The organism is Polycladidibacter hongkongensis, assembly GCF_001561995.1.
Taxonomy (GTDB): Bacteria; Pseudomonadota; Alphaproteobacteria; order Rhizobiales; family Stappiaceae; genus Pseudovibrio; species Pseudovibrio hongkongensis.
On sequence record NZ_LLWC01000022.1, the window covers coordinates 685,268 to 710,325 of the forward strand.

General features: G+C 52.2%; 22 protein-coding genes. 9 read left to right on the forward strand and 13 right to left on the reverse strand.

The genetic code is table 11. From position 1 onward, the window contains the following. Window positions 1–36: 36 nt before the first annotated feature. From AYK82_RS11230 to AYK82_RS11245, 4 genes are all read right to left on the reverse strand, one after another. Window positions 37–1,311, reverse strand: coding sequence for a TRAP transporter large permease (locus tag AYK82_RS11230; RefSeq protein ID WP_068315422.1), 1,275 nt, complete (start codon window positions 1,309–1,311; stop codon window positions 37–39). Further along, window positions 1,308–1,778: a TRAP transporter small permease gene (locus AYK82_RS11235; protein WP_082733868.1), complete on the reverse strand. Its 471-nt coding sequence runs from the start codon at window positions 1,776–1,778 to the stop codon at window positions 1,308–1,310. Before AYK82_RS11235 ends, AYK82_RS11230 begins: the two co-directional genes overlap by 4 nt. Window positions 1,779–1,855: 77 nt before the next feature. Continuing rightward, window positions 1,856–2,833 (reverse strand): C4-dicarboxylate TRAP transporter substrate-binding protein, encoded by a 978-nt coding sequence (locus AYK82_RS11240; RefSeq protein WP_068315427.1) that lies wholly within the window; start codon window positions 2,831–2,833, stop codon window positions 1,856–1,858. A 154-nt stretch (window positions 2,834–2,987) separates the two neighbouring features. After that, window positions 2,988–3,671, reverse strand: a complete 684-nt coding sequence (locus AYK82_RS11245; RefSeq protein ID WP_068315429.1) for a GntR family transcriptional regulator — start codon at window positions 3,669–3,671, stop codon at window positions 2,988–2,990. Between the two features lie 636 nt (window positions 3,672–4,307). Here AYK82_RS11245 and AYK82_RS11250 point away from each other — a divergent pair. Genes AYK82_RS11250 through AYK82_RS11265 form a run of 4 tightly spaced genes read left to right on the forward strand, consistent with a single transcriptional unit; the run spans window position 4,308 to window position 7,996 of the window. Then, entirely contained in the window at window positions 4,308–4,988 is a 681-nt protein-coding gene (locus AYK82_RS11250; RefSeq protein ID WP_068315431.1) for a CerR family C-terminal domain-containing protein, read from the forward strand. A 2-nt stretch (window positions 4,989–4,990) separates the two neighbouring features. Beyond that, on the forward strand, window positions 4,991–5,935 hold the full coding sequence (locus AYK82_RS11255; RefSeq protein WP_068315434.1) for an HlyD family secretion protein: 945 nt from the start codon (window positions 4,991–4,993) through the stop codon (window positions 5,933–5,935). Between the two features lies 1 nt (window position 5,936). Then, a complete protein-coding gene (locus AYK82_RS11260; protein WP_068315437.1) occupies window positions 5,937–6,863 on the forward strand; it encodes an ABC transporter ATP-binding protein in 927 nt (308 codons plus the stop codon). Beyond that, the gene (locus AYK82_RS11265; RefSeq protein WP_068315440.1) at window positions 6,860–7,996 is read left to right on the forward strand and encodes an ABC transporter permease; all 1,137 of its coding nucleotides are present in this window, start codon (window positions 6,860–6,862) and stop codon (window positions 7,994–7,996) included. The genes AYK82_RS11260 and AYK82_RS11265 overlap by 4 nt, the downstream gene beginning before the upstream one ends. Window positions 7,997–8,255: 259 nt before the next feature. Here the strand turns inward: AYK82_RS11265 and adhE are convergent, their stop codons facing one another. Beyond that, the gene (gene adhE / locus AYK82_RS11270; protein ID WP_068315443.1) at window positions 8,256–10,931 is read right to left on the reverse strand and encodes a bifunctional acetaldehyde-CoA/alcohol dehydrogenase; all 2,676 of its coding nucleotides are present in this window, start codon (window positions 10,929–10,931) and stop codon (window positions 8,256–8,258) included. A gap of 560 nt (window positions 10,932–11,491) precedes the next feature. Continuing rightward, the gene (gene rluA / locus AYK82_RS11275; RefSeq protein WP_068315446.1) at window positions 11,492–12,175 is read right to left on the reverse strand and encodes a bifunctional tRNA pseudouridine(32) synthase/23S rRNA pseudouridine(746) synthase RluA; all 684 of its coding nucleotides are present in this window, start codon (window positions 12,173–12,175) and stop codon (window positions 11,492–11,494) included. A 198-nt stretch (window positions 12,176–12,373) separates the two neighbouring features. Here rluA and AYK82_RS11280 point away from each other — a divergent pair, with 198 nt between their 5' ends. Further along, complete coding sequence (locus AYK82_RS11280; RefSeq protein WP_068315449.1) at window positions 12,374–12,655, forward strand: SCP2 sterol-binding domain-containing protein; 282 nt, start codon at window positions 12,374–12,376, stop codon at window positions 12,653–12,655. Window positions 12,656–12,704: 49 nt separating this feature from the next. On the opposite strand, the gene AYK82_RS11285 is transcribed toward AYK82_RS11280, so the two are convergent. Next, window positions 12,705–13,343 carry a TetR/AcrR family transcriptional regulator gene (locus AYK82_RS11285; RefSeq protein WP_068315762.1) on the reverse strand — a complete coding sequence of 213 codons (639 nt, stop codon included), beginning with the start codon at window positions 13,341–13,343 and terminating at the stop codon, window positions 12,705–12,707. Between the two features lie 111 nt (window positions 13,344–13,454). On the opposite strand from AYK82_RS11285, the gene AYK82_RS11290 reads away from it, so the two are divergent. Beyond that, window positions 13,455–14,267: a response regulator transcription factor gene (locus AYK82_RS11290; RefSeq protein WP_068315451.1), complete on the forward strand. Its 813-nt coding sequence runs from the start codon at window positions 13,455–13,457 to the stop codon at window positions 14,265–14,267. A gap of 24 nt (window positions 14,268–14,291) precedes the next feature. Here the strand turns inward: AYK82_RS11290 and AYK82_RS11295 are convergent, their stop codons facing one another. The 6 genes from AYK82_RS11295 to AYK82_RS11320 all read right to left on the reverse strand — a co-directional run bounded on the left by AYK82_RS11295 (window position 14,292) and on the right by AYK82_RS11320 (window position 20,297). Further along, window positions 14,292–14,723 (reverse strand): Fur family transcriptional regulator, encoded by a 432-nt coding sequence (locus AYK82_RS11295; RefSeq protein WP_068315454.1) that lies wholly within the window; start codon window positions 14,721–14,723, stop codon window positions 14,292–14,294. Window positions 14,724–14,736: 13 nt separating this feature from the next. Next, window positions 14,737–15,543 (reverse strand): iron chelate uptake ABC transporter family permease subunit, encoded by an 807-nt coding sequence (locus tag AYK82_RS11300; RefSeq protein ID WP_068315457.1) that lies wholly within the window; start codon window positions 15,541–15,543, stop codon window positions 14,737–14,739. Beyond that, complete coding sequence (znuC, locus tag AYK82_RS11305; RefSeq protein ID WP_068315461.1) at window positions 15,536–16,354, reverse strand: zinc ABC transporter ATP-binding protein ZnuC; 819 nt, start codon at window positions 16,352–16,354, stop codon at window positions 15,536–15,538. The genes AYK82_RS11300 and znuC overlap by 8 nt, the downstream gene beginning before the upstream one ends. A gap of 150 nt (window positions 16,355–16,504) precedes the next feature. Further along, window positions 16,505–17,686: a mannonate dehydratase gene (uxuA, locus tag AYK82_RS11310; protein WP_068315464.1), complete on the reverse strand. Its 1,182-nt coding sequence runs from the start codon at window positions 17,684–17,686 to the stop codon at window positions 16,505–16,507. A 32-nt stretch (window positions 17,687–17,718) separates the two neighbouring features. Beyond that, on the reverse strand, window positions 17,719–18,486 hold the full coding sequence (locus AYK82_RS11315; protein WP_068315467.1) for an FCD domain-containing protein: 768 nt from the start codon (window positions 18,484–18,486) through the stop codon (window positions 17,719–17,721). 11 nt (window positions 18,487–18,497) lie between these two features. Continuing rightward, a complete protein-coding gene (locus AYK82_RS11320; protein ID WP_068315470.1) occupies window positions 18,498–20,297 on the reverse strand; it encodes a glycoside hydrolase family 2 protein in 1,800 nt (599 codons plus the stop codon). A gap of 467 nt (window positions 20,298–20,764) precedes the next feature. Between AYK82_RS11320 and AYK82_RS11325 the strand changes: the two genes are divergently transcribed. Genes AYK82_RS11325 through AYK82_RS11335 form a run of 3 tightly spaced genes read left to right on the forward strand, consistent with a single transcriptional unit; the run spans window position 20,765 to window position 25,047 of the window. After that, window positions 20,765–21,322, forward strand: coding sequence for a TRAP transporter small permease (locus AYK82_RS11325; RefSeq protein ID WP_082733869.1), 558 nt, complete (start codon window positions 20,765–20,767; stop codon window positions 21,320–21,322). A 12-nt stretch (window positions 21,323–21,334) separates the two neighbouring features. Then, a complete protein-coding gene (locus tag AYK82_RS11330; RefSeq protein ID WP_068315472.1) occupies window positions 21,335–22,642 on the forward strand; it encodes a TRAP transporter large permease in 1,308 nt (435 codons plus the stop codon). A 5-nt stretch (window positions 22,643–22,647) separates the two neighbouring features. After that, on the forward strand, window positions 22,648–25,047 hold the full coding sequence (locus tag AYK82_RS11335) for a glycoside hydrolase family 31 protein (protein WP_068315475.1): 2,400 nt from the start codon (window positions 22,648–22,650) through the stop codon (window positions 25,045–25,047). The last annotated feature ends 11 nt before the right edge of the window (window positions 25,048–25,058 follow it).

The following is a 25,058-nucleotide window of genomic DNA, read 5'->3' on the forward strand; positions in this document are numbered from 1 at the left end:
GCGCCGCCTCTCCTTTTCTTTAAAAGTGTGGCTAACTCAGTGCACCAAGGCCAGTGTGATTTCCGGCACCAGCACAATCAAAGCCAAAGCAAACAAGAGCGCACCGTAGAGCGCCAACGCCTCGCGTGAGAACGCCGCAACACTCGTCTTGGTGATATTGCAAACAACCAGCATCACAGTACCAACGGGGGGAGTGAGTGTACCGATAGACAGGTTGAGCACCATAACAATACCAAAGTGATACGGATCTATACCAAAGGCCTTAATCGTTGGCAGCAACAGTGGCACAAGCACGATCAAAATCGCCGTACCCTCAATGAGCATACCGAAAAACAGCAATGCAATATTGAGCGTGAGCAAGAACAGATACTTGTTCTCTGTAAATCCGGTGATCATCTCAGCAAATGCAGGGCCGGCCTGCTCTAGCGAGAACACCCATGCCAATGCCGAACTCGCCATAATCACCAGCATCACTGCCGAGGTGGATTTTCCAGTTTCGATCAAGGAATCCAGTACATTCTTCGGTGACATCCGCCGATACACAAACATGCCGATGGCCACCACGATCAACACCGCCGCTGCACCCGCTTCTGTTGGCGTGAAGATACCTGCACGAACACCACCAATCACCACACCAACAAGGAAGATTGCTGGCCATGCCCGCAGCAAGGTGACCACACTTTCCTTCGCAGTCGGCTTTGCCATACGCGTTGGCTTGTAGCCACGGCGCACCGAAACCACGTAGACTGTTGTCATCAGCAAAACAGCGCAGAGTATGCCCGGCACAATACCGGCCATAAACATCTTGCCAACTGACACATCCGCCATGAGCGAGAAAATAATCAGCGCAATTCCGGGGGGAATAATTGGCGTGATCAACGCACCTGCTGCAGTAACCGCAGCAGAAAACGGACGGCTATAACCGTTCTTTTCCATCTCCGGTACCATCATGCGCGCCAGCATAGCGCTGTCTGCAAGGTTAGAGGCAGAAAGGCCGCCCATCAGCGTGCTGACCATAATGTTGGTCAAGGCAAGGCCGCCCCGAATACGCCCCACAAGCAACTGCGCCAGATCAACCACACGCTCTGCAATTCCAGAGTGGGCCAGCAAAGTGCCAAGCAAGATAAAAAACGGGATCGCCAACAGCGAAGTGTTTTGCGTTGCAGTTATAAAGCGTTGGATCGCAATCTGATGCGGTAACTCGCTAAACAACAAAAAGTACGCCAGCACAGCAACCATAATACCCAGATACAAACGCATATTCAGCGCAAACAGCGCCAACATCAGGAGGATAATGACAGACCAGCTCATTCATCCTCTCCTTTTACAAGGGCTTTGACAGTGGTGATAAGGGATTGCAGCATGTAAACACCCATACCGAGCGAGCCAACAGCCACAGGAATATCAATCCACCAGAAGGAAATTCGCAGGATCTGGGTGATCTTATAGGTGGTTTTTTCAGCAAGCTTCCATGCCAGATAGGCAATAAACACGAGCGCAACCAGCGAGAGGGCTTTTATAAGCACCTCCACCAAACGGCGCATCACCGTCGGCATCATGTCAGTGAAGATAGGGATAGAAAGGTTTTCACCGTCCCGCTCAGCAGCTATCGCCCCAAGCATAACAATCCAAACCGTTAACAGCCCCATCACCTCTTCAGACCAGTGCACAGGGTCGCCGATGAAATACCGCATAAAGACAGCATACGTCGTCGCCAACACCAGCACTGTAAATAGAGCGCACACGCTCCAATCAACAATTCTTCTAAGCCAACTCATTTTGGGAGGCCCTATTCATTTACGGGGGGAAAAAAGAGGCGGCACAGTCTCCCGCGCCGCCTTTACCAGACTGAGGCTTATTTCAGCATGTCTTGGATTTTATCAAACAGGCCTGGTGTCCACTCAGGGAACTGGCCATAGACTTTAACAGCAGCATCACGGAACGGACCAGCTTCTGGACGGATGATTTCAACGCCAGCAGCTTTCATCTTCTCGATGATTTCCTCATCACCTTCTGCGGCAATTTTCTGGCTGTAGACACCAGCTTCATGCGCGGTAGAATGGATGATATCGAGCTGTTCTTCACTCAAGGTAGAGAAGAACTCTTCGCCACCGATGATCAAGGAAGTGTTCAAGAGGTAGCCGATCAGGCTGAGGTACTTGGCTTCCTCATGGAATTTACCGCCATACAGCACAGGAAGCGGGTTCTCAACGCCGTCGATAATGCCCTGCGTCAATGCAGTATACACCTCGCCAAGCGGCATTGGAGTTGCTGTGCCACCCATCGCTTCAATCGCACGGATCTGCATGATATTGTTAGGTGTGCGGATCTTCAGACCCTTCATGTCTTCAACCGTGCGAACCGGCTTTTTAGACAAAAGGTGACGTGCGCCGTAAAGGTAGTTTTTCATGACAACATGAATACCTTTAGCTTTCAGCGCTTCTTCCTTTTCCTTGAACCAGTCGCTCTCGTAAATCGAGAACAGTTTTTCTGGGCTGTCGGACAGGTATGGACCAAACAACACACCCAGATCTGGCTCATAGTCAGCAAGGAAGCCAACATCGGTCAGAGTAATGACCGGCACACCCAGCAGAGCCTGCTCGGTCACATCCTTCTTCGCACCCAACTGGGAGCTAGGATACAGTTTGAACTGGATTTCACCGTTACTACGCTCATCGATAAGCTTCGCCCAGTGGTTCATGACCACATCAAATGGCTCGCCCGGGTTGTTGCCATAAGCAACTTTGATTTCCAAAGGCGCTGCATTTGCAGAAAACGCTCCAACAGCTGCAATGGTAGCAGCCATAGCGGCAGTTTTAAGTAGCTTAAACATAAGTTTCCTCCACGTGCTTCCCCAAAACGGGGGGCATAAAAAGCGCACCCAAAAGGTGCAGTGCCAAACCTCAAAGCCCAAGTTAGGTCTGGCGGTTTCCGATCTAAATCGCTGCAATCAAGTTTTCTGCATGCAGCAATCTTGGCTTGACTTCCTACCGACCGGGTTTGACAGGAAGCGTCTCGTCAGACCTTTTCAAAAGGTCATTCCGTGATTCCACCAAGTGGGTCCGCAAGTATGCAACCGCGGCATCTGGCTCCCCCTCGCAAATTGCGGCAACCAACTGTCGGTGCTCCGCAACCGTGCGGGCGAAATCATAATTCTCGACCGAGTAAGTGATGATCGTCTGCGTTTGCCACAGCACCACCTCATGCCACTCACTAAACAACGGGTTCTGCGCCAACCCGACAATCTTTGCGTGCATCTCGCGATCAAGGCGCAAAAACTCCGCCAGCTTCGCAAGGCCGTGCGCTTGCCCAAGCTCCTCCATATTTGCAGCAAAATCTGCAAGCGTGCGATGAAAAGCGGGTGTCACCCTTGATTGCGCAAAGCCTTCGTTTAATGCGTTTGTTTCAAGAAGGATCCGCGCCTCAAAAACCTTTTCAATGTCTTGTTTGGAAAACTGGCGCACCATAGTGCCCTTCCGGTCCTCCCCTTCAACGAGCCCATCACGTTCCAGCATCGCCAAAGCTTCCTTCACCGGCGTTTGGCTAATATGCAGTCGCGCCGCCAAATCAGCAGGGCGCAGTTTTTCGCCAAGTGGCAATTCTCCGCTCAAAATAAGTCGGTGAATTTCCTCGTACGCCTGCTTGGCTAGGGTGGACTTCGTTATCATCATGGCGTGAAGTATTTGTCTTGATCGTGAAAACTGTCAATGAAATAGAAAATTTTTTATCTGAAATTTGCGCATTTCATTCACCAAAAATGCGGTCTTCAATCCTTCAGCGCTCGCCTCAACTTAAAATTTTCTCAACATTTTACCACTTCACCAACATGACGCTTATCGTAGCGGAAGAAACACTACAGACACAACATGGGGCACACGTACTAGCCCTTATCTTTCGATGAATGGTGAGGTGTTAGCCCCTAGTTTGGTTCTCTAACCTCACTCTGAAATGCCAAAAAACCGCAATAACTAGCGAATTTTTTACAGAAGCCAAAAGAGCCGCAACGAACGAAACTTTATTTTTACTGAAATACCACTGCAAATTAAGTCGACCTCAGCTCGATATAGTTATCCACTGCCAAGCCGTAAATTGATCGAGCAAAAACATGAGCATTGCTCTATGCGCTCAAAGAATTATTTTTTATTGAAAAGATTCGCATTTCCGCTAAGCCCTTCACGATAAGAAAATTTCGTTCACCCATTCGCAGATACACTTACAGCCTTTATAATTAATTCAATCGATTGATTGACACAGGAACAGAACTAGGTTTATGCTTTCCTCAACTCAAAAACAGGGAAGCCCCAAAGATGCCAATAGACACCCAGACCCAATCAACAGAGCTAAGCAGCAGCCAGAAAACACGCCTTGCGCTGATCAACGCTGCTCTTCGCCTGTTTGGGAGCAAGGGCTATGCTGCGACCTCAACGCGCGAAATCGCCGAGGCTGCAAGCACAAATATCTCGTCTATTGCCTATCACTTTGGCGGCAAGCAGGGACTGCACACAGCATGCGCTGAATATTTCGTGTCGCTCGCAAAAACGCACGTGAACGACACCTCCCCCGCCACCAGCGCGGCGTGGCAGTCCCTCTCCCAAGAAAACGCTGAAGAAGCGCTCATCAGCTTCGTTGGCCGCATGATCGATTTCCTGTTGGGCAGTAAAGAGGCCCCAAGCTTCGTCAGTTTTGTCCTACGTGAAGTCGGCAGCGAGTCGGACGCAATGCAGCAAATCTTTGAGGGGTTCATTGGCCCATCCATTGAGCAAGCCGCTCTAATGTATTCAAAAGCGACCGGCATCTCCCCCACTGCCGAAGAAGCGAAAATTGCAGTCATGTCCTATGTCGGGCAAGTTTTTTACTTCCGCGTTGCCCAGTTCGTCGTGCTCAACTCCCTTGGCTGGGAGGAGATCGGCCCAGAGCAACGCAAACTCATTAAAACAACACTCTTGCAGAAAGTGCGCGCGGGCATCGCCGCCGCACGGGAGGAATAATTATGTCTTTTGTCTGCTCCCTGCCGCTCATCGCCGCAATGTTTTCCAGTTGTTCGTCACCGCTCCCCCTTGCCACCGGTTATGTAGAGGGCGAATACGCCCGCTTGGCGCCCGTAGAAGCCGCTGAGATTGCACAGGTCTATGTCCGCCGTGGCGACAGTGTTAAGGCAGGAGACATTATGGCCCGCCTGCAAACAGAGGACGTCGAGATCGACTTGGTCGAAGCCGAAGCCGCTGTGAATGAAGCGCAAGCCCATCTCGACAATTTAAAGCTTGGCAAACGCCCCGAAGAAATAAACGTGCTGGAAGCAAGCATAGCGTCTGCTGCCGCACTGCTAACCGAAAAGGAACGCGTCCTCGCTCGTCAAGTCGGTTTATATAAGCGTGAGGTAATGTCCAAAGCAACATTGGACAAAGCTCAAACCGACCATGATGTGGCGTCCTCGCGCTTGGCTGAGCTTAAAGCACAGTTGGAAGTCGCCAAACTCCCGGCGCGAAAAGACCAGATTAAAGCTGCACAAAGCGCACTACAAAGAGCAAAAGCACGCCTTGAACGCACAAAATGGCGCCTCGCGGAGCGTACAATCCACGCCCCGGCCGACGGTAAAGTCTTTGATGTAATTCACCATCGTGGCGAAATTGCCAGCCCCACCGCACCAGTTGTTTCTGTCTTACCTGAGGGCGCAGTCAAACTCACGCTCTATGTCCCTGAAGCAAGCTTTAGCAAACTGCACCTTGGCACTACTCTCAAGGTAAACTGCTCGTCTTGTGCCGACAATCTAAGGGCAAAAGTCAGTTATGTGGCGGACGGCCCGGAATTCACTCCCCCGGTGATCTACTCGTTAGAGAACCGCCAAGAGCTTGTGTTCCTTGTCGAGGCACAGCCCCTAAACACCGCCTCGGGCTTAAAGCCCGGCCAGATCGTCGATGTTGAACTGGGGCAGTAATATGAAGTCTGAACTAGTAATCGATGTCCGCGACTTGACCAAGCGATTTGGCAACAAAACCGTTGTCAATCAAGTTGCAATGCAAGTTCGGCGCGGAGAAATCGTCGGCTTTCTTGGCCCCAACGGCTCAGGAAAAACAACCAGTATCCGCATGATGTGCGGACTTCTCACCGCCAATTCTGGCGAGGGCACTGTCCTTGGCCTTGATCTGATGCGTGACCAGCTGAAGATCAAGCGCGAGGTGGGCTACATGACACAGAAGTTTTCGTTCTACGACGACCTGACCATCGAGGAAAACCTTGCGTTTGTAGCCCGCCTCTACAAGTTAAAACCACTGCATACCTACGTAGATAAGACGCTGGAAAGCCTTGGCCTTACGTCTCGTCGCAAGCAGCTCGCAGGCTCTCTTTCTGGCGGCTGGAAGCAACGCCTCGCCTTGGCTGCCTGCACCATGCACAAGCCAAAATTACTCCTGCTGGACGAACCCACCGCGGGGGTAGATCCCAAAGCTCGCCGCGAGTTTTGGGATGAGATCCACGTGCTGGCTGCTGAGGGCATGACAGTGCTAGTCTCCACACACTATATGGACGAAGCCGAGCGCTGCCACCGCATCAGCTACATTGCCTATGGCAATATGCTCGCTCAAGGCACCGTAGAAGAAGTGGTCGCCAGCTCGGGCTTACACACCTTGTTGGTTAAAGGCGAAGATACCGACAAAGTCGCCCATACACTTGCCGATCATCCGGACATTGATCAAGTCGCCCCCTTTGGCTCAACGCTTCACGTGGTAGGACCAAATGAAGACAAGCTAAAGAGTGCCGTCGACGAGATTTGTGCTGATTACGACCTTACAGTTGAACTTGGAGAAACCACTCTCGAAGACGTCTTTATCAAGTTCATGTCCGACAGTAAGGACAACATGCAATGACCCATTTTTTCTCAATAAGTCGCTTTTATGCAATGTTCTTGAAGGAGTTCATCCAAGCCAAGCGTGATCGCATCACCTTCGCGATGATACTCGGGCTGCCGATCATACAGCTTATTCTATTTGGCTACGCGATCAACAACGACCCGCACTCACTCCCAACCGCGCTTGTTTACACCTCGAATGACCCCTATACCCGCGCCATTGTCACGGCGCTTGAGGTCTCGGATTACTACGAGTTTTCCCATGTTGGCGTCTCTGCCAGCGAAGCAAATGATCTCATGCAAAAGGGCGAGGTGAGCTTTATTGTTACCATCCCCTCCGACATTGCAACCCGCATTCAGCGCAAGGACAAACCAACCCTCCTTGTCGCAGCAGATGCCACCGATCCCGCTGCCTCTTCCGGTGCAGTTTCCGCATTGAAAAACTTGGCAAATGAAGCGCTTGCGCGGGTTAATGGCGAAGAGCGGGCCATCGCCCTCCAGCGCGCACAGCGCCTGCAAATCATCGTGCATCGCCGCTACAATCCGGAAGGCATTAGCCAGTACAACACTGTACCGGGGCTTTTAGGGGTAATTATGCAGATCACCATGGTGCTGATGACCGCCCTTTCACTCACTCGGGAACGAGAACGCGGAACCATGGAAAATCTGCTAGCCATGCCCGCCAATTCCGCTGAGATTATGCTGGGAAAGGTAACCCCATACCTATGCTTGGGCGCGGTGCAGATGACCATTATCTTAGGAGCAGGGCAGTTACTGTTTGATGTGCCCTTCGTAGGCTCCCTCTGGCTCATCCTGTTCTCCACCTTGATCTACGTGTTCTCCTTGGTGTTGCTGGGTTACTTTTTCTCCACCATTGCAAAATCGCAGATGCAAGCCATGCAGTTAATGGTGCTCTCGCTCCTGCCCAGCATTCTGCTTTCCGGTTTTATGTTTCCTTTCCGAGGAATGCCTCACTGGGCCCAATACATCGGCGAGTGCCTACCCATCACCCACTTCATCCGCATCATTCGCGGTGTGATGCTTAAAGGTGCAGACTTAAGCCAAGTTGGCAATGAACTAGCTATTCTATTTGTTTTCGTATTCGTCTTCTCGCTCATGGCACTGTCCCGTTCCAAACGGACACTGGACTAGCAACTTCCAAGCCAAACAGCGACTAGACGTCCACAGGCCCCGCCCGCAGACCAATTCCCGGGGCGCCAACTAAAAGCAGCAAGCGTACCTATCCGGTGCTTGCTGCTTTTTCTTTTGCGCGTTTCTTTACACCGCCGCCGAGCGGCAAGCCAGCGCAACCACCTTCGACTTCAAGCGGTTTTTGGTGTGATTGTCTTACAAAAAAGGCCCGGGCATGTCTGCCCGAGCCTGTTTTGATGGGGTGATCTCCTAAGCGTTTTTATGCAGGAGCCTTATCTTTTTTCGCAGCTTTTGGGTCTTCTTTAACCTCTGCAGTTGCACGAACATTCGCCTCAACAAATTCGCGGCCATAGTAAGCATCCATTAGCAACTGAGTGATCTCGCTGATCAGCGGATAGCGTGGGTTAGCGCCAGTACACTGGTCATCGAACGCCTCAACAGCAACCGTTTCAACTTCGGCAAGGAACTTGTCCTCTGGAATACCCAGATCCTTAAAGCCCGCTGGAATTTCCAGCTCTTTCTTGACACTTTCGATCCAAGCAATCAGTTTGGCCACTTTCTTGTCGTTGTCGTCATTTGCTGCAGTCAGACCAAGATGGTCAGCGATTTCGGCATAGCGACACTTCGCATGTGGGCGGTCATACTGCGAGAATGCAGTCTGCTTGGTTGGGTTATCGTTAGCGTTGTAGCGGATCACATTAGAGATCAGCATAGCGTTCGCCAAGCCGTGCGGCACGTGGAAGGCAGCGCCCACTTTGTGCGCGATTGAGTGGCAGACACCCAAGAAGGCATTAGCAAAAGCAACACCAGCCAGTGTCGCGCCATTGTGAACACGCTCACGAGCCACAGGAGCTTCAGCACCAAACTTGTAGCTGTCGACAAGGTTCTCTTTCAGCAGCTTCAGCGCCTGCAGAGCTTGACCGTCAGAATACTCGTTTGCCAACACAGAGACATAAGCTTCGGTTGCGTGGGTGATTGCATCAATACCACCGAACGCTGTCAGCGACTTTGGCATATTCATGACGAGGTTCGCGTCAACAATCGCCATGTTTGGTGTCAACTCATAGTCAGCAATTGGGTACTTCATGCCAGTCGCATCGTCGGTTACCACAGCAAACGGTGTCACCTCAGATCCGGTACCAGACGTGGTTGGGATCGCAACCAGCTTCGCCTTCTGACCCATTTTCGGGAACTTGTAGATACGCTTGCGGATATCCATGAAGCGCAGTGCCAAGTCGGCAAAGTCAACATCTGGGTGCTCATACATAACCCACATGATCTTCGCAGCATCCATAGGCGAACCGCCACCAAGGGCAATGATAAGGTCTGGCTTGAAGCTATGGCAAAGATCAGCCGCTTTACGAACCTGCGTCAAGGTCGGATCAGCTTCCACATCATAGAAGACGTCGGTTTCCATGCCGAGGTTTTTCAAGATTGCCAGAGTCTCATCCGCATAGCCATTCTTGAACAAGAAGCCGTCGGTTACAACCAGCGCACGCTCTGCCCCTTTCAGATCCTCAAGAGCAACTGGCAAACAGCCGCGGCGGAAGTAGATCGATTGAGGCAGTTTGTGCCACAGCATGTTTTCAGCCCTCTTCGCAACGGTCTTACGGTTGATCAAGTGCTTAGGACCAACGTTTTCGGAGATGGAGTTACCACCCCAAGAGCCACAGCCAAGTGTCAGCGATGGCGCAAGCGAGAAGTTGTAAAGATCACCAATACCGCCATGCGCAGCAGGTGAGTTGATCAAGATACGGGCAGTTTTCATCCGCTCGCCGAATTCTTTCACACGCTCAACACAACGGTCCTGATCGGTGTAGAATACGGAGGTGTGACCAATACCACCAAGTGCGACAAGTGCTTCAGCTTTGGTGCAAGCATCATCAAAGTTTTTCGCACGGTACATAGCCAGAGTTGGCGACAGTTTCTCGTGTGCAAAAGGCTCTGCCTCAGTCACATCGCTCACTTCACCAATAAGGATCTTGGTATCCTCAGGCACGTCCACACCAGCTAGCTTGGCAATGGTGTAAGCGGATTGGCCAACGATCGCCGCGTTCAGAGCACCTTTATCATTGAGCAGAACTTTCTGCACCAGACCAAGCTCTTTGCCCTTCAGGATGTAACCTTTGTGAGTGGCAAAACGCTCTTTCACTTGCTCATAAGCATCATCAACAACGATAACAGACTGCTCGGAAGCACAGATCACGCCATTATCAAATGTTTTGGACATCAAGATAGAGGCGACAACGCGCTTCACATCTGCAAACTCGTCAACAACAACAGGTGTGTTACCAGCACCAACACCAATCGCGGGCTTACCGGAGGAGTAAGCAGCCTTCACCATGCCCGGACCACCGGTTGCTAGGATCAGGTTGATGCCGTCATGTTTCATCAGCCCTTCGGAAAGCTCAACAGAAGGCGTATCGATCCAGCCGATAATGTCCTTTGGAGCACCAGCAGCAATCGCAGCATCCAGAACGATGCGCGCAGCTTCGTTGGTTGCGCGTTTTGCACGTGGGTGCGGGCTGAAGATGATACCATTACGCGTTTTCAAGGAAATCAATGCCTTAAAGATCGCGGTAGAGGTCGGGTTGGTGGTAGGCACAATGCCACAAATCACTCCAGTTGGCTCTGCAATGGTGATAGTGCCGAAGTTATCATCCTCGCACAAAATACCGCAGGTCTTTTCATCCTTGTACTTGTTGTAGATGTACTCGGAAGCAAACTGGTTTTTAATAACCTTATCTTCCATCACACCCATGCCGGTTTCTTCAGCGGCCATGCGTGCAAGTGGAATGCGGTTGTCGGCAGCAGCCAAAGCAGCTGCGCGGAAAATTTTGTCTACTTGCTCTTGAGTATACTCGGCAAAGACTTTTTGCGCTTTGGTAACCCGTGCCACCAGGGCGTCAAGTTCGGTTAGGTTCGTGACTGGCATTCCCACCTCCATGTGGTCTGCATCTGATAGGAGACACTATCTATTTTATGACTTATTTGTCATAGAGCCTCGGAACATCCGAGACCTAAGCTCGTTAGCTGCTAGCAATATAAGTACAATTAAGAAAACACCCTGATGATCTATGTCAAAACAGGTAGATATATGAGAGATTAGTCATTTTACTTTTAGTTTCATAAAAACTAAAAACAAAAGCTCCGTAAGCATTTTATCTTATACTTACCTTTACTTCTTGCACTCACATGCATACCAAACAGATACCGTTAATATATCTATTTAGCATCAAAGGCTTACAAAAATTCACAACGATTGCGGCACGCAACTTCACGTAACCTAATACACGTAGATGACAAATGTAAGAGCGGGAAATTGCCGATATATCACAATTCTAAAACGAAAATTCGAAAACAATTCTATGACATCCTGCCGGAGAATTAGTGAAATGGCCTTACAAGCATGACAAAGTTGCGCGCCAATGCCGCAGTTCGCAAACCATCGCAAACAAGAGTACATCACAAGATCAAGACTAAAAAAGGATTGCGCTAGCCAAATTCTGCTAGAAACGGGCACGCAGCCACGAATCGCAAATCCGCACCGCCAATAGGATGACGTAATTCCAAGACATGCGCATGAAGCTGTAGCCTATCTGCCGCGGCCAAAGCCTCTCCTTGAGCATAAAATCGGTCACCAAGGATCGGATGGCCCAACTCCAGCATATGCACCCGCAATTGGTGCGAGCGCCCCGTAACCGGTTTCAGCAGCATGACAGAGCTTTGGGCATCACGGCTAAGCACGGTGAAATGTGTTTGCGCAGGCTTCCCCAGCTCATGGTCAACCATCTGCTTGGGGCGGTTCGGCCAATCACAACGCAAGGGCAGGTCCACAACACCACTCTCTAGTGCCACCTGCCCCCAAACGCGGGCCAGATACTGCTTTTTTGTATACCGTCGCTCAAACTGCAGCCCAAGGTGCCGATGCGCCGCTTTATTCAACGCCATAATCATCACACCGGAGGTATCCATATCCAGACGGTGCACAGTGGTGGCCGTTGGAAAGCGTTGTTGCGCCCGCGTTTCAAGGCAGTCCTTATGCTCCGCCGCCTTGCCGGGCACACTCAGCAGCCCACTGGGCTTATTCAACACCAACAAATCTGCATCATGATAAAGCACATCTAGAAACGGCTCTTTGGGGGGCGTGTAGATAAATGCGGGTGCTTGCGAAGTCATGTGGCCGTTATACAGCGGCACCGATTTGCGTCAACAAACCAGCACGCCCCCCAAACTGGAGACAACAACAAAAAGCAAACCCCTTCTTTGGCAGGACTTTACAAGACAAGCACAATCCCCTAGCCTATCCTTAACGTAAACGTTAATAATACTCGAGGGTCAGCTGCGATATTCAGCCACCCCGTTTAGGAGGGAAACATGAGCCTAGAAACCATCGCCGACAGCATTCGCCCTCAGGTTGAAGCCGCGGCTATTGAAGGCACGATTAAATTTGACTGTGGCGATGACGGCGTCCTTGTAATCGACGGCGAGCAGGTCAGCACTCAAGATAAGACAGCAGACTGCACGATCGGCGTCGCCCTTGAAGATCTCGAGGCGTTGATGGCTGGTGATCTCAACCCGACAATGGCGTTTATGCAAGGCAAATTTAAAATTGACGGGGACATGGGCCTCGCGATGAAGCTGCAACAGCTCATCTAAAACATGCTCCATAAAAGTATGTCAAAAGCGCAGTTTTGCTGCGCTTTTTTTATGCCGCAAGTCCCATCTGAACGAAATCCAGATATTTGGCCCAGTTGGCGACATAGGCCTCCATTTCTTCTTCCGACAAAAACAGCCCATCATAAGTTATAAAACCAAACAGCATACAGCGTGTCACCCGTGCAAGCATCGCAGCATCGGCTGCATCCGCCTCATCGCTGTTCGTATGCCGGGCAAGCAGCGCGCTGATCTGCTGCATATAGTCCTCAAAGGCATGGCGCAGTCGCCCCCGAAGGGTTTCTTCTGTCCGTGACGCCACGAGAATCTCAACCATGGCTAGAAACTCTGGCGAACGAATCTGTAGGCGCCACCAGCTCTGTGTAAGTGCGCCAAGCTGAATATTTGCTCCCCCTTGCTCCGCAATCCAGTCTTGCGTCAGTGTTACGGATTTTCGCAGAAGCCGTTCCAACACATGCTGCATAAGGTCGTTCTTCGTGGGAAAGTGATGCTGCAGTGCGCCCTGAGAGAAGGCACTACGCTCCGCAATTTTCTTAATAGATGCACGATGATAGCCTTGCTCATGCAACACAGAGATGGCAGCATTGACAATCTCGCGGCGCATCCGCCGACTTTTTTCTTCCTGCCTGGATTTTTGCTTTCCCGAACTATCGGAATTACCCTGTTCCATTTTCGCCCCAAAATTGTCTTGCAAAAAAACCATATGCATGTACTTTTTTCAACAGCTACGTAGTCATACGTAGGTTTAAGTTCACGACACGGTTTTTGGGGAGGAGAAACCATGTACGTAGAAAGTCCACAGGCATCCGTGCCTGTTTCAGGGGATCTGTGTCCAACAGTCCTGATTGGTGATCAGCATCCGGCTTTTGCCAGTGCGATGGCCCATCTCTTTCGCAGCAAGTGGCCCGGCTGCACAATCATGCAAACCGCAAGCTATGACGAGCTTGAAAACTGGTGTGCAGAACATACTAACGCAGTTATTCTTGTAAATCCGCGCATGAGTGAGGCGCCGGGCCTACGCACAATTGCCCTTCTGCGTGCGACCGGTAACCCAAAACAGCTCTTTATTCTACTTGATGAAGAGAACTCCGGCCTCGCCAGTTTCTTTGAAGGACAAGGCGCAACGGCGGTACTGCCAAAGACAGCAGATTTTACAACCATCGATCGCCTTCTTAATGGCGAACGGATCCAGCCAGAGACCGTCACAGCATCAGATACAATCGCCGCGCTCGGCTGCGAATTCTACAACGGCCTCGCCAATCTTACTAAAAGACAAGCGACCATCCTTGGCTATCTCAAGCGCGGCAAGCTGAATAAGCAAATTGCGCATGACCTAGGCATCTCAGAGGCGACGGTAAAGCACCACGTATCTGCCTTGCTAAGCGCACTTGGCTTCTACTCGCGCTCGCAACTGGTCGCCATGATAAATGAGCTCGGCCTTTGTGTTGATAGTCAGTATGCCCGTCAACGCGCTGATAAACGCAAACGAGCTGTCAGTCGCAGGGCTGCCCATCACCGCCTTGTGCGGCAAAAGCAGGCCCTAGATAATGCAACCACCCACGATTTACGGGCGAATTTGGCTGCTGTAGGCTAATACTAACCACATAATGCGGCGCAGCTAAGCCTGCGCTGCACATCCTTTACACAGGCCCTTTATCTCAACTGCCGTTTGCCGCCGCACAAAGCCTGACCGCTTTGTCCACTCGGCAAATTGCTGCTCGATCTGATCATCAGCAAATTCGTCGACACTGCCGCACGCTTCACAAATCGCAAAGCACACCATTTCATGCTCAGCACAGCATGGCTGCGCGCATGCGACAAAGGCGTTCAAGCTTTCCAGCTTATGGACGAGAGATGTGTCCACCAGCTTATCCAGCGCCCGGTATACCTGCTGCGGCGCCCGCAGCCCATCGGCTCGCACCTCATCCAGAATTGCATAGGCACTCATCGGCGCGCTTGCATGGCGCAGAACATCCCACACCAACTGCTGGTTTTTGGTAAGAGAAGGTTCAGACCGCTTCACATGTCCATGTGCTTCACACTGGCTCATTCCATTTCCTCCACTACCCACGCTTGCGCCGCTCGATCAGCGCACCCAAGCTGATGCAGACCATGAAAACCAACAGGCTGCAAACCACGATAGATGGCCCCGAGGCGCTGTCAAATTGTAACGAACCCCAAAGCCCGCCAGCAACACCAACCATCCCCAGAAGCGCGGCCAAAACAGCCATTATCTCCGGTGAGCGTGAAAGCCATCGCGCCGCCGCCGCAGGAATAATCAATAGGGCCGTAATCAACAAAGCACCAACAATCTTCAGCGCCACCGCGATCACACCGGCGATCAGCAGCACAAACACCATCTCGCTGAGCTGCGGCCGCTGGCCCTCTGCCTCGGCAATTTCGTGGTTCAACGTCGCCGCTAGTAATGGCTGCCACATGGCCCAGAGCAACACCAGCACACCAGCACCAATAATCGCAATAACCAATATGTCGGAGTGATCAACAGCAAGCAGATCGCCGAATAGCAAAGCCATAAGATCAACCCTGGCATCATCCATAAAGCCGATCATTACCAGCCCAACTGCCAACGCACCGTGCGATAAAATCCCCAATAGTGTATCAGCAGATAGAGTGCCGCGCCGCCGCAGTGCCACCAGCAGCACCGCCACCAGTGCCACAATTGCGCCAACCCCTAGCAGCATATCCACCTGCAAAAACACCGCCAGCGCAACCCCAAGCAAGGCCGCATGCGCCATGGTATCGCCAAAATAGGAAAGTCGCCGCCAAATAACAAAGCAACCAAGCGGCCCGGCAACAGCTGCCAGCATTAAGCCGGCAACCATCGCCCGCATGAAGAAATCATCAAGCATTGCCGCGCTCCTTACTATCCTGCTCCTTGGAAGACTGGTGAGGATGGCTGTGGTTTTCACCGCAACACCCGCCAGCATCTGCGGGAACAACACGCCCGTCATCTAGATGTTGGTGATCGTGGTTATGTTGATAAAGCGCCAACGAAGCCATCGCCTGTTCGCCGAAGATCTGCTGAAACTCCTGTGAGCCAGAAACCGTTGCAGGTGCCCCGCGACAACAAACATGCCCGTTAAGACACACAACAGAGTCCGTCTGCGCCATAACGACGTGTAAATCATGGGAAATCATTAACACGCCGCAATCAAGCTCTTCACGTAACTGCAAAATCAAATCATAGAGCGCCAGCTCACCACCATAATCCACTCCTTGCACCGGCTCATCAAGCACAAGCAAGTTTGGCGAACGCAGCAATGCACGCGCCAATAACGCACGCTGAAACTCACCGCCCGAAAGCCCTTGGACAGGTGCCTTTTCCATACCGGCGATACCCGTACGTTCCAAGGCTGCCGCTATTTGCTGGCTACTTGGTCGCTCTGTCAGGCGCATTAAACGCTCTACGCTCAGCGGCAACGTCCAGTCCAACGCCAGTTTTTGCGGCACATACCCCACTTTTAGCCGCGCAGATCTGGAAACCCGCCCTTCGTTCGCAGCCATAACCCCAAGTGCCACCCGGGCGCAGGTGCTTTTGCCTGCCCCATTTGGGCCAATCAGGCTTACAATTTCTCCGCGCTTAATATCAAAACTGACATTCCGCACCAGCCAACGGCCACTGCGATGAACACCAATATCATCAAGGGAAACGAGTTGCACGATCGCACTCCTAATCGAATTGCAATCCGCGTTATAACATAACAGACCAATCTGCCAAGCGCCTTTATCAGCCCAAAGAGGCGTAGCAAAACAAAAGGCCCCGCCTATACACAAGACGGAGCCTCCAACAGTCTCTATTAGGCGAGCAACTTAGCTTGCACGCAGCTGTTTTACCGCCAGCTCGACGCCGCGTAGCTCCGCTAAACCGCGCAAGCGCCCCACAGCAGGGTAACCCGGTGCCGACTTCATGGTAAGATCTGAAAGCATGGCGTGGCCATGGTCAGGCCGGAACGGGATAAGGTCCTTCCACCCCGCTTTATGGCGGCGCTCTTCCTCGTCCAACAATGCGCTGATAACACCAACCATATCAACATCACCTGTCAGGTGATCTGCCTCGTGGAAAGAGGCGGGATTATCTTCGCGTTGGGTTGCCCGCAAATGCACAAAGTGAATGCGATGCGCATAACGTTTAGCAATACCAACCAGATCATTATCAGCGCGCACGCCAAGCGAGCCGGTGCAGTAGGTAAAGCCGTTGGCCTCATGGTCAACCGCTTTCGAGATGAACTCATAGTCCGCTTCGGTCGAGCAGATGCGCGGCAAGCCAAGCAAAGGCCGTGGCGGATCATCCGGGTGGATCGCCATGACCGCACCTTCTTCGATACAAACCGGGATCACAGCTTGCAAGAACAGCGCCAGATGCTCCCGTAACTTGTCAGCATCGATACCATCATAGGTCGCCAGCTTCTCGCGGATTTCTTTCACCGTGTAACTCTCTTCAGAGCCCGGCAACCCGGCAATAATGGTCTTGACCAGCTTATCCTTATCCGCCTCGCTCATCGCGGCATAAGCGGCCTTCGCCCGCGCGAGCTCCTCCGCGCTATATTCCGCCTCAGCGCCCTCACGCTCCAGAATATAAAGATCAAACGCGGCAAAGATGTCAGCATCAAAGCGCAAGCAGGTTGCACCCGTTGGCAATTCAAAAGTCAGATCCGTACGCGTCCAGTCCAGCACTGGCATAAAATTGTAGCAAACCTTGGTGATGCCACACTTTACCAGATTGCGAATGCTCTGCTTGTAAGCTTCGATATGCGCTTCAAAGTCGCCGCTGCGGGTTTTGATCTCTTCGTGAACAGGAATACTCTCCACCACAGACCAGACAAGGCCAGCCGCCTCGATCTCGTCTTTACGTTTCTGGATTTCCTCCACGCTCCACACCACGCCATTTGGAATGTGGTGCAAGGCAGAGACAACACCGGTTGCACCAGCTTGACGAATATCACTCAACTTAACGGGATCATTAGGCCCGTACCAACGCCACGTTTGTTCCATTGCACTTCTCTTTTTATTTGGCTTATTGCCGGTTATTGGGTCTGGTCGCTAGACAAAGCGGCCAAGGGGTCAGTGTTAAACAGGTAGGCGTCAAAGGCCGGATCGTCGACGTCGGACAATTCCAGCAGTTTTAGCCGCACATTCTCTAAATGCTGCCACATGGCCCGTCGGGCTTGCATCGGATCGCGGCACTGCAACGCAGCAAGAATGGCTTGGTGATCGTCAAGCCAATGTCTTTGGTAGCCACTGTCAAAAATCCGTTGATGCAGTTTCGCCCACATTTTAGATCTTTTGCGCATCTCCCAGAGATGATCGACGGCTTCCACCAGAACAGAATTTTGGCTTGCAAGCGCCACAGAACGATGGAACTCTTCGTCCGCCACATAGGCGCCGCTGCCAGTTTCCATATCGTGACGCTCTTGTTCCAGCGCCTCGCGCATACGCACGATATCCGCCTTAGTCACCATGGTAGCCGCGAAGGCCGCAATATTGCTTTCCAGCAATTGCCGCGCCTGCAGCAGCTCAAAGGGGCCAATATCATTTTGTGGTTCCGCACTATCATCTCCCACATGAGGCAGCCGCATGACATAGGTTCCCGAGCCCTTGCGCACACTCACGATGCCCTCAACCTCCAGCATAATCATCGCATCACGCACCAAAGAGCGGCTCACGCCCAATTGCTCGGAAATGTGCCGCTCCGTTGGCAGCCGATCCCCAATCTGGAATGAGCCGACCATCAACTCACTCCGGATCATCTCGGCCACATCCTGATAGCGACGCTTTGTCGTCTGCTCTGCCATCGCTTATGTACCTAAGCCTTTCCCTTCAGCTCGCCATAAAACGCCGAGAGCAAATGGAACGCCTGCTTCTTGGTTTCCTTGTCAGAGGCGATAAGCCCCTTACGATTCCAGCCGCGCTGATACATGTTCTGCCTGCGTTCAACGCGAAAATCATAGAGAATCCAAGGAGATATCCCTTTCACAAATTCTCTTTCCCGCAAGGTCGCAATTTGCTTCTTGTAAACTTCGGCCATGTAAGCCTCACTAAAGAACCCGCTCTCCAGCTTACCCTCGCCAATATAGCCATCCGCGCCAGTCTCAGAGATAACCACCGGCTTTCCCGGGTCCGAGTTATCAAGAAACTCGATAAGATCATCGAAATTCTCGTCGTACCAGCCGTAGTATTCATTAATGCCGATCACATTAATGTACTGCGCCAGTCGGTCCTCGATGCGGTTCTTCGCGTGGTTTACCAAGCAAGCCGCCGAGGTGAGACGCGTCGGGTCCATGCTGTTTGCCGTCTCGACCAAGGCCCGCATGAAAGCAAGCCGCTCATCCGTATCCGGGTTTTCATTCCCAACTGACCAGATAATCACACTGGCCCGGTTGCGATCTCGCCTGATCAATTCCCGTAGCTGGTTCTGCGCATCTTTCAAGGTCGCAGGATTGGCAAAATCAATCGCCCAATAAACAGGGATCTCTTCCCAAAGCAAGAAACCCAGTTCATCCGCCATTTTCGCCGCGCGCTCATCATGGGGGTAATGCGCAAACCGCATAAAGTTGCAGTTCAGTTCCTTCGCATGGCGAAAGCGGCGCTCCAGATCGCTGTCAAGCAGCACCTTGCCATGCACTTCATCATCTTCATGCACAGAGATGCCTCGTAGGAACAAGCTCTCCCCGTTCAAGTACAACTGCTCGCCAATCTGCTTGATTTGGCGAAAGCCAATCCGGTCACGCACACGGTCTGCACCAACCGTTGCCTCAACATCATAAAGACGGGGGCTTTCCGGCGACCACAGCTCGGGTCGGGCTTCAATAATCACACTGCCGCGCCCATCCCTCTCTAACGGGATAGCGCAGGTAAGACCAAGCTCCGCAATCGCCACTTGAACAGGCTGCGAAGTCTCCCCGTCAACCTCAACATCAATCGCGATCTTGCTATAGCTGTCATCGCCAACCAGCGCGACATAGAGATCTTTGATGAAGGTCTTAGGTGTCCGGATCAGCGAAACATCGCGGTAAATACCGCCATAATTAAACCAGTCAGTGTTGCGCATGGGCACACGGTCACGGGTGCGGGTGTTGTTCACCACCAGCATCAACCAGTTGCGACCTGTTTTGATATACTCGCTCAGCTCAACGTTAAACGGAGTAGACCCGCCATAGTGGTTTCCAAGGAAAGCGCCATTCAGAAACACCTTGCAATCATATTGCGCCGCACCAACGCGCAGGAACAAGCGCTCATCAGCACCAAGACCGTCAAAATCGACAGCCCGTGTATACCACGCGCTCCCTTCAAAGAAGTACCACTTCTCTTTCAGCATAGACCAGCAAGAAGGAACAGGAACCGTTTCGCCCAAATAGGGATCATAGTCATAGGGCTCGCTGCGATCTTCCGGCGCTTCAGGCTGCAGCGTATGCCACTTTTGCCGCAATCCCGTATCTAGAAGATCAACGCAAAAGTTCCACTCACCATTCAGCAGTTCTTGCTGACGCCCTCCCATGAAGACCAGACCATCCGCATTTAAGGACTGTGTGTTAAAGGGAACGTCGTAGTCCTCGTCATGCAAGCAGGCCAACGCGTTCTCGGCACCTTCCATTCGCTCCAGCATGGTAACCCCGTATTTTTATTTTGATTGTTTTTGTCTACGGTTACTTCATTAGTCTCAGCAGTTTTGGCCCCTCAAGCACCCGTTTTAAGAAATGCGCGCCGCGGCTTAACCCTTTCTCATCGCCTCCCTTGCCACAACAGTAAGGAAAGAAACTGCTAGCCGCGCCGACACATCTGGCCGACCAAAATTGCCTGACATGTGACTAATAGCCCTCAGAGTCGCCACATGTCAAACCATTTTATTATTTTGGTTGACCAATAATGCAAAATGCGCAATATAGCAGCCGATCAACTGACGCTAGGGAAGATTGTTCAAACTGAGCTAATTCGGTGAATGCGGCACAACTGTCAAAAAAAGAAAAAGTCTGCATCACCCAAATCCTACCTAATGAAAGTGAGACCCTTTTGGTCGTCCAATTTGATTCAAATCAAGGTCGATCATGCGCGAATAAAAACTAGGGAACCAAAATGCGCAGTCTAACCCGTTTAGTGAACCTTATCCTGAGAACGGTCACCGTTTCGGTATTTGCCATTCTCGTAATCTGCGTCGTATGGCAGGTCTTCTCACGCTTCGTGCTTGGCACGCCAAGTACGGTTACCGATGAGCTCGCCCGCTTCATGTTTATGTGGGTTGGCTTGATCGGCGCCGCCTACACTCTTGGACAACGTCGCCACCTCGCCATCGATTTGCTCACTGGCTCACTCACCGGCACAAAGAAACGCCTTTCGGACTTCTTTATCCTAGCCGCGATTGCAGGCTTTGCTGGCTTCGTCATGGTCTATGGCGGCTGGGCACTGGTGACAAAAACCCTTGCATCGGGTCAGGTCTCCCCCGCCCTACGTTTTCCTATGGGCTGGGTATACGCAGCAATCCCGTTCTCCGGCGCGGTCATCCTTTTCTACTGTCTGGAATTCACCATCAGCCTGATCAATGGCACCGGCACAGGCCCTAACGACCCACCCGTAGAGCACTCTCCCGAGGATAGCGCCATACCAGACGCCACTCTAGGCAAAGCGGACATCTAAGGATTTAATTCGATGGAAATTCAAGCAGCCCTCATACTCTTCGGCATTTTCGCCGTTCTCGTAACCTTTGGAGTGCCCATTTCATTCGCCATCGGTCTCGCAACCACCGCCTGTGTCACGTTCCTGATGTCATTCGATCAGGCAATCTTTGTTGTCGCCCAGCGCATGGCGACAGGACTGGACAGCTTCACCCTGCTCGCCATTCCCTTCTTCATTCTGGCAGGCAACATAATGAACCGGGGCGGTATTGCCCGGCGCCTTATCGAGATGGCCAAGGTGATCGGCGGTCAACTCCCCGGCGCATTGGCGCACTGTAATGTACTTGCCAATATGCTCTTTGGTGCCATATCCGGCTCTGCTGTTGCATCAGCCGCTGCGGTTGGCGGCATCATGTCCCCGCTTCAGAAAAAAGAGGGTTACGATCCGGCCTACTCCGCCGCTGTAAACGCCGCCTCCTGCCCAACTGGGTTGCTCATCCCCCCAAGTTCCACACTCATTGTTTACTCACTAATTTCCGGCGGCACATCCGTCGCAACCTTGTTTGTCGCAGGTTATCTGCCAGGTATCCTCATGGGTCTTGGTGTGATGATCGTTGCCGGCATCATCGCCGCCCGCCGCGGATATCCCGTAATTCCGCTACCCGGCGTAAAAGAAATCATCAAGAAAACAGCGGACGCTTTCTTACCTTTGATGTTGATTGTCATCATCATGGGCGGCATCATCGGCGGCATCTTCACTGCGACCGAGGCTTCCGCTGTTGCCGTTGTCTACTGCCTAATCGTTGCTTGTGTTATTTATCGAGAAGTTAAATTCTCCGAGTTACCCAGCATCATTCTGGAAGCAGCCATAACCTCGTCTATCGTCTTGCTGCTTATCGGCTGCTCCGTCGGCATGTCCTGGGCCATGGCCTTCTCGGATATCCCCTATGTGATTTCCGAGGCGCTTAACAACGTCTCAGAAAATCCCCTCATCATCATGCTGGTGATCAACTTGGCACTGCTGGTGATCGGCACCTTCATGGATATGACACCGGCCCTGCTGATTTTCACCCCAATTTTCCTGCCGGTCGCCACCGAGCTAGGTATGGATCCGGTCCACTTCGGCATCATGATGACATACAACCTGTGTATCGGCATCATCACACCACCAGTGGGCAGTGCCCTGTTCATCAGTTGCTCTGTCGGCAAAGTGGCGATCCAGGACATCATCAAGCCAATGCTGCCATTCTACGCAGCTGTGATCTCCATCCTCATGCTGGTCACCTTTATCCCTGAAATTAGCTTGTTCCTGCCACGCGTTATCCTCGGATATGGAGGTTAAACCCCATGAAAACGCTCAAGACTTGGAGCTATCTCGGCACAAAAAACAACCAGGTTGATCTGGAAGTCGAAGGTAAACACCTATTCTCGATCTTTGTGCTGGAAGACAAGGTAGTCCGTATCTTGCTGCAAAAGCACAAAGCCCTGCGCCATGACCGCACTTGGTCCATTACCCCAGCAGGGCGTGACGTACCGTGGGAGGGGCGTAGCCGCCTCTCCACTGAAGGCTTCTCCCTGCCAAACTTCGAGCTTTTGGCCCACACAAACAAACTGGTGATTACAACCGGCGAGCTGCGCCTCACCATCACCGAGCCGCTGCAGCTTCACTGGGAAGCCAAAACAGCGGCAGGAGATTGGCAACAAATCGCGCAGGACCGGCCCACCGGCGCCTATATGCTGGCGTTGCAAGACCACCGGCACAGCCACTTTCTGCAGCGCTTTTCTGGAGATCTCTACTACGGTCTTGGCGAAAAGGCCGGCGATCTACAGCGCAATGGCCGCCGTTTCGAAATGCGCAATCTCGATGCCATGGGCTATGATGCCCAAACAACCGACCCGCTCTATAAGCACCTGCCGTTTACCCTCACACGAACCGCCTCAGGCATATCCTACGGGCTGTTCTACGATAATCTAGCCACTTGCTGGTTTGAGCTGGGCAACGAACTGGACAACTACCACAAGCCATACCGCGCCTATCGCACCGAAGATGGTGATCTGGATTACTACTTTACGCTTGGCCCCTCCTTGCATGAAGTAACCAAACGACAGGTCTGGCTGACCGGCAAAACCGCTTTCCCCCCAAAATGGAGCATCGGCTACTCCGGCTCGACCATGCATTACACCGATGCGGATAATGCGCAGGAGCAGCTGGAAGGATTTATCGATCTTGTCCAGTCAAACGCCATCCCCTGCGATAGCTTCCAGCTTTCCTCCGGCTACACCTCCATCGGAGATAAACGCTACGTCTTTAACTGGAACTACGACAAGGTCCCAACTCCAGATCAAATGACCGGCAAATTCCAGAAAGCTGGCATTAATCTGGCTGCTAATATCAAGCCCTGCTTGCTACAAGATCACCCGCGCTATAGCGAATGCGCAGATAAAGAGCTCTTCATTAAAGACAGCGAAACGGGCATGCCGGAACGCTCTCTTTACTGGGATGATGAGGGCTCACATCTGGACTTCACCAATCCTGACACCATCACATGGTGGAAGGAAAACGTGACCAAAGAGCTCCTCATGCGCGGCATAGGATCTACTTGGAACGACAACAACGAATACGAAATCTGGGATTCTGCCGCAAAGTGCCGTGGCTTCGGCCAGCCGATTGACATCAGCCTAATTCGCCCGCTGCATTCCCTGCTGATGATGCGCGCCTCTGAAGAAGCGCAGGTGGAATATGCGCCTGAAGAGCGCCCTTACCTCATTTCCCGCTGTGGCAGCCCGGGATTTCAGCGCCATGTGCAAACATGGACAGGCGACAACCGCACCGGCTGGAACAACTTAAAATACAACATCAAGATGGGCCTCGGCCTCTCCATGTCTGGCATCTACAATGTAGGGCACGATGTCGGCGGTTTCTCGGGAAACCGGCCAGACCCGGAACTCTTCGTTCGCTGGGTGCAAAACGGCGTCATGCACCCCCGCTTTACCATCCACTCGTGGAACGATGATCATACCGTCAACGAACCTTGGATGTATCCCGCAGTTACCCCGTTGATCCGCAACGCCATGCGTTTGCGCCAGCAGCTGCTGCCCTATTTCTACACCCTGCTCTGGCGCGCACATGTGCATGACGAGCCAATGATCCGGCCAACCTTCATGGATCATGAGCATGATCCAAACACGTTTGCCGAATGCGACGACTTTATGCTTGGCCGCGATATTCTCGTTGCCTCTGTTGTCGAACAGGGCCAGCGCCAACGGCACGTTTACCTGCCAGACAACCATCATGGCTGGTACGAGTTTGACACTGGAACCTACCATGCGGGTGGACAGACAATTCTCACCGATGCGCCGCTTGAGCGCTTGCCACTCTTCGTGCGTGCTGGCGCTGTTCTGCCCATGGCAAACCCCTGTGCCTACAACACCACAGACAGCAAACTGGAACGATTGGTTGTCTACCCCTTCCAAGGAACGGGCGTGAACGAAAGCTACTGCTTCGAGGATGATGGCCGCAGCCATAAATGGCAACAGGGCGATCACCTCACCTTAACAATGCAGCTTGTCGGCTCAGCTTCAGGCAACGCGCTCACCATCACCCGCCAAGGCAAGTGGGATGTGGCCGATGCTTCGCTTGTGGTCGAGGTTGCTGGCAAGAATCCAAACGGCATCGCCGCCCCATTGTCGGTGAACGGCACGCTCGCAGGCGCTGCACCATTTTCCTGCTCCCTCCAAGATATTTAAAAAGGCAGACC

Excerpts from the sequence above, each read along its gene's own strand:
- AYK82_RS11320 (WP_068315470.1), bottom strand. The coding sequence starts at position 20,297 with ATGCTGGAGCGAATGGAAGGTGCCGAGAACGCGTTGGCCTGCTTGCAT.
- adhE (WP_068315443.1), bottom strand. The coding sequence starts at position 10,931 with ATGCCAGTCACGAACCTAACCGAACTTGACGCCCTGGTGGCACGGGTT.
- AYK82_RS11330 (WP_068315472.1), top strand. The coding sequence starts at position 21,335 with ATGGAAATTCAAGCAGCCCTCATACTCTTCGGCATTTTCGCCGTTCTC.
- AYK82_RS11285 (WP_068315762.1), bottom strand. The coding sequence starts at position 13,343 with ATGGAACAGGGTAATTCCGATAGTTCGGGAAAGCAAAAATCCAGGCAG.
- rluA (WP_068315446.1), bottom strand. The coding sequence starts at position 12,175 with ATGACTTCGCAAGCACCCGCATTTATCTACACGCCCCCCAAAGAGCCG.
- AYK82_RS11265 (WP_068315440.1), top strand. The coding sequence starts at position 6,860 with ATGACCCATTTTTTCTCAATAAGTCGCTTTTATGCAATGTTCTTGAAG.
- AYK82_RS11295 (WP_068315454.1), bottom strand. The coding sequence starts at position 14,723 with ATGAGCCAGTGTGAAGCACATGGACATGTGAAGCGGTCTGAACCTTCT.
- AYK82_RS11240 (WP_068315427.1), bottom strand. The coding sequence starts at position 2,833 with ATGTTTAAGCTACTTAAAACTGCCGCTATGGCTGCTACCATTGCAGCT.
- AYK82_RS11315 (WP_068315467.1), bottom strand. The coding sequence starts at position 18,486 with ATGGCAGAGCAGACGACAAAGCGTCGCTATCAGGATGTGGCCGAGATG.
- AYK82_RS11250 (WP_068315431.1), top strand. The coding sequence starts at position 4,308 with ATGCCAATAGACACCCAGACCCAATCAACAGAGCTAAGCAGCAGCCAG.
- AYK82_RS11245 (WP_068315429.1), bottom strand. The coding sequence starts at position 3,671 with ATGATGATAACGAAGTCCACCCTAGCCAAGCAGGCGTACGAGGAAATT.
- AYK82_RS11300 (WP_068315457.1), bottom strand. The coding sequence starts at position 15,543 with ATGCTTGATGATTTCTTCATGCGGGCGATGGTTGCCGGCTTAATGCTG.
- AYK82_RS11280 (WP_068315449.1), top strand. The coding sequence starts at position 12,374 with ATGAGCCTAGAAACCATCGCCGACAGCATTCGCCCTCAGGTTGAAGCC.
- AYK82_RS11325 (WP_082733869.1), top strand. The coding sequence starts at position 20,765 with ATGCGCAGTCTAACCCGTTTAGTGAACCTTATCCTGAGAACGGTCACC.
- AYK82_RS11335 (WP_068315475.1), top strand. The coding sequence starts at position 22,648 with ATGAAAACGCTCAAGACTTGGAGCTATCTCGGCACAAAAAACAACCAG.
- AYK82_RS11260 (WP_068315437.1), top strand. The coding sequence starts at position 5,937 with ATGAAGTCTGAACTAGTAATCGATGTCCGCGACTTGACCAAGCGATTT.
- AYK82_RS11290 (WP_068315451.1), top strand. The coding sequence starts at position 13,455 with ATGTACGTAGAAAGTCCACAGGCATCCGTGCCTGTTTCAGGGGATCTG.
- uxuA (WP_068315464.1), bottom strand. The coding sequence starts at position 17,686 with ATGGAACAAACGTGGCGTTGGTACGGGCCTAATGATCCCGTTAAGTTG.
- AYK82_RS11230 (WP_068315422.1), bottom strand. The coding sequence starts at position 1,311 with ATGAGCTGGTCTGTCATTATCCTCCTGATGTTGGCGCTGTTTGCGCTG.
- AYK82_RS11255 (WP_068315434.1), top strand. The coding sequence starts at position 4,991 with ATGTCTTTTGTCTGCTCCCTGCCGCTCATCGCCGCAATGTTTTCCAGT.
- AYK82_RS11235 (WP_082733868.1), bottom strand. The coding sequence starts at position 1,778 with ATGAGTTGGCTTAGAAGAATTGTTGATTGGAGCGTGTGCGCTCTATTT.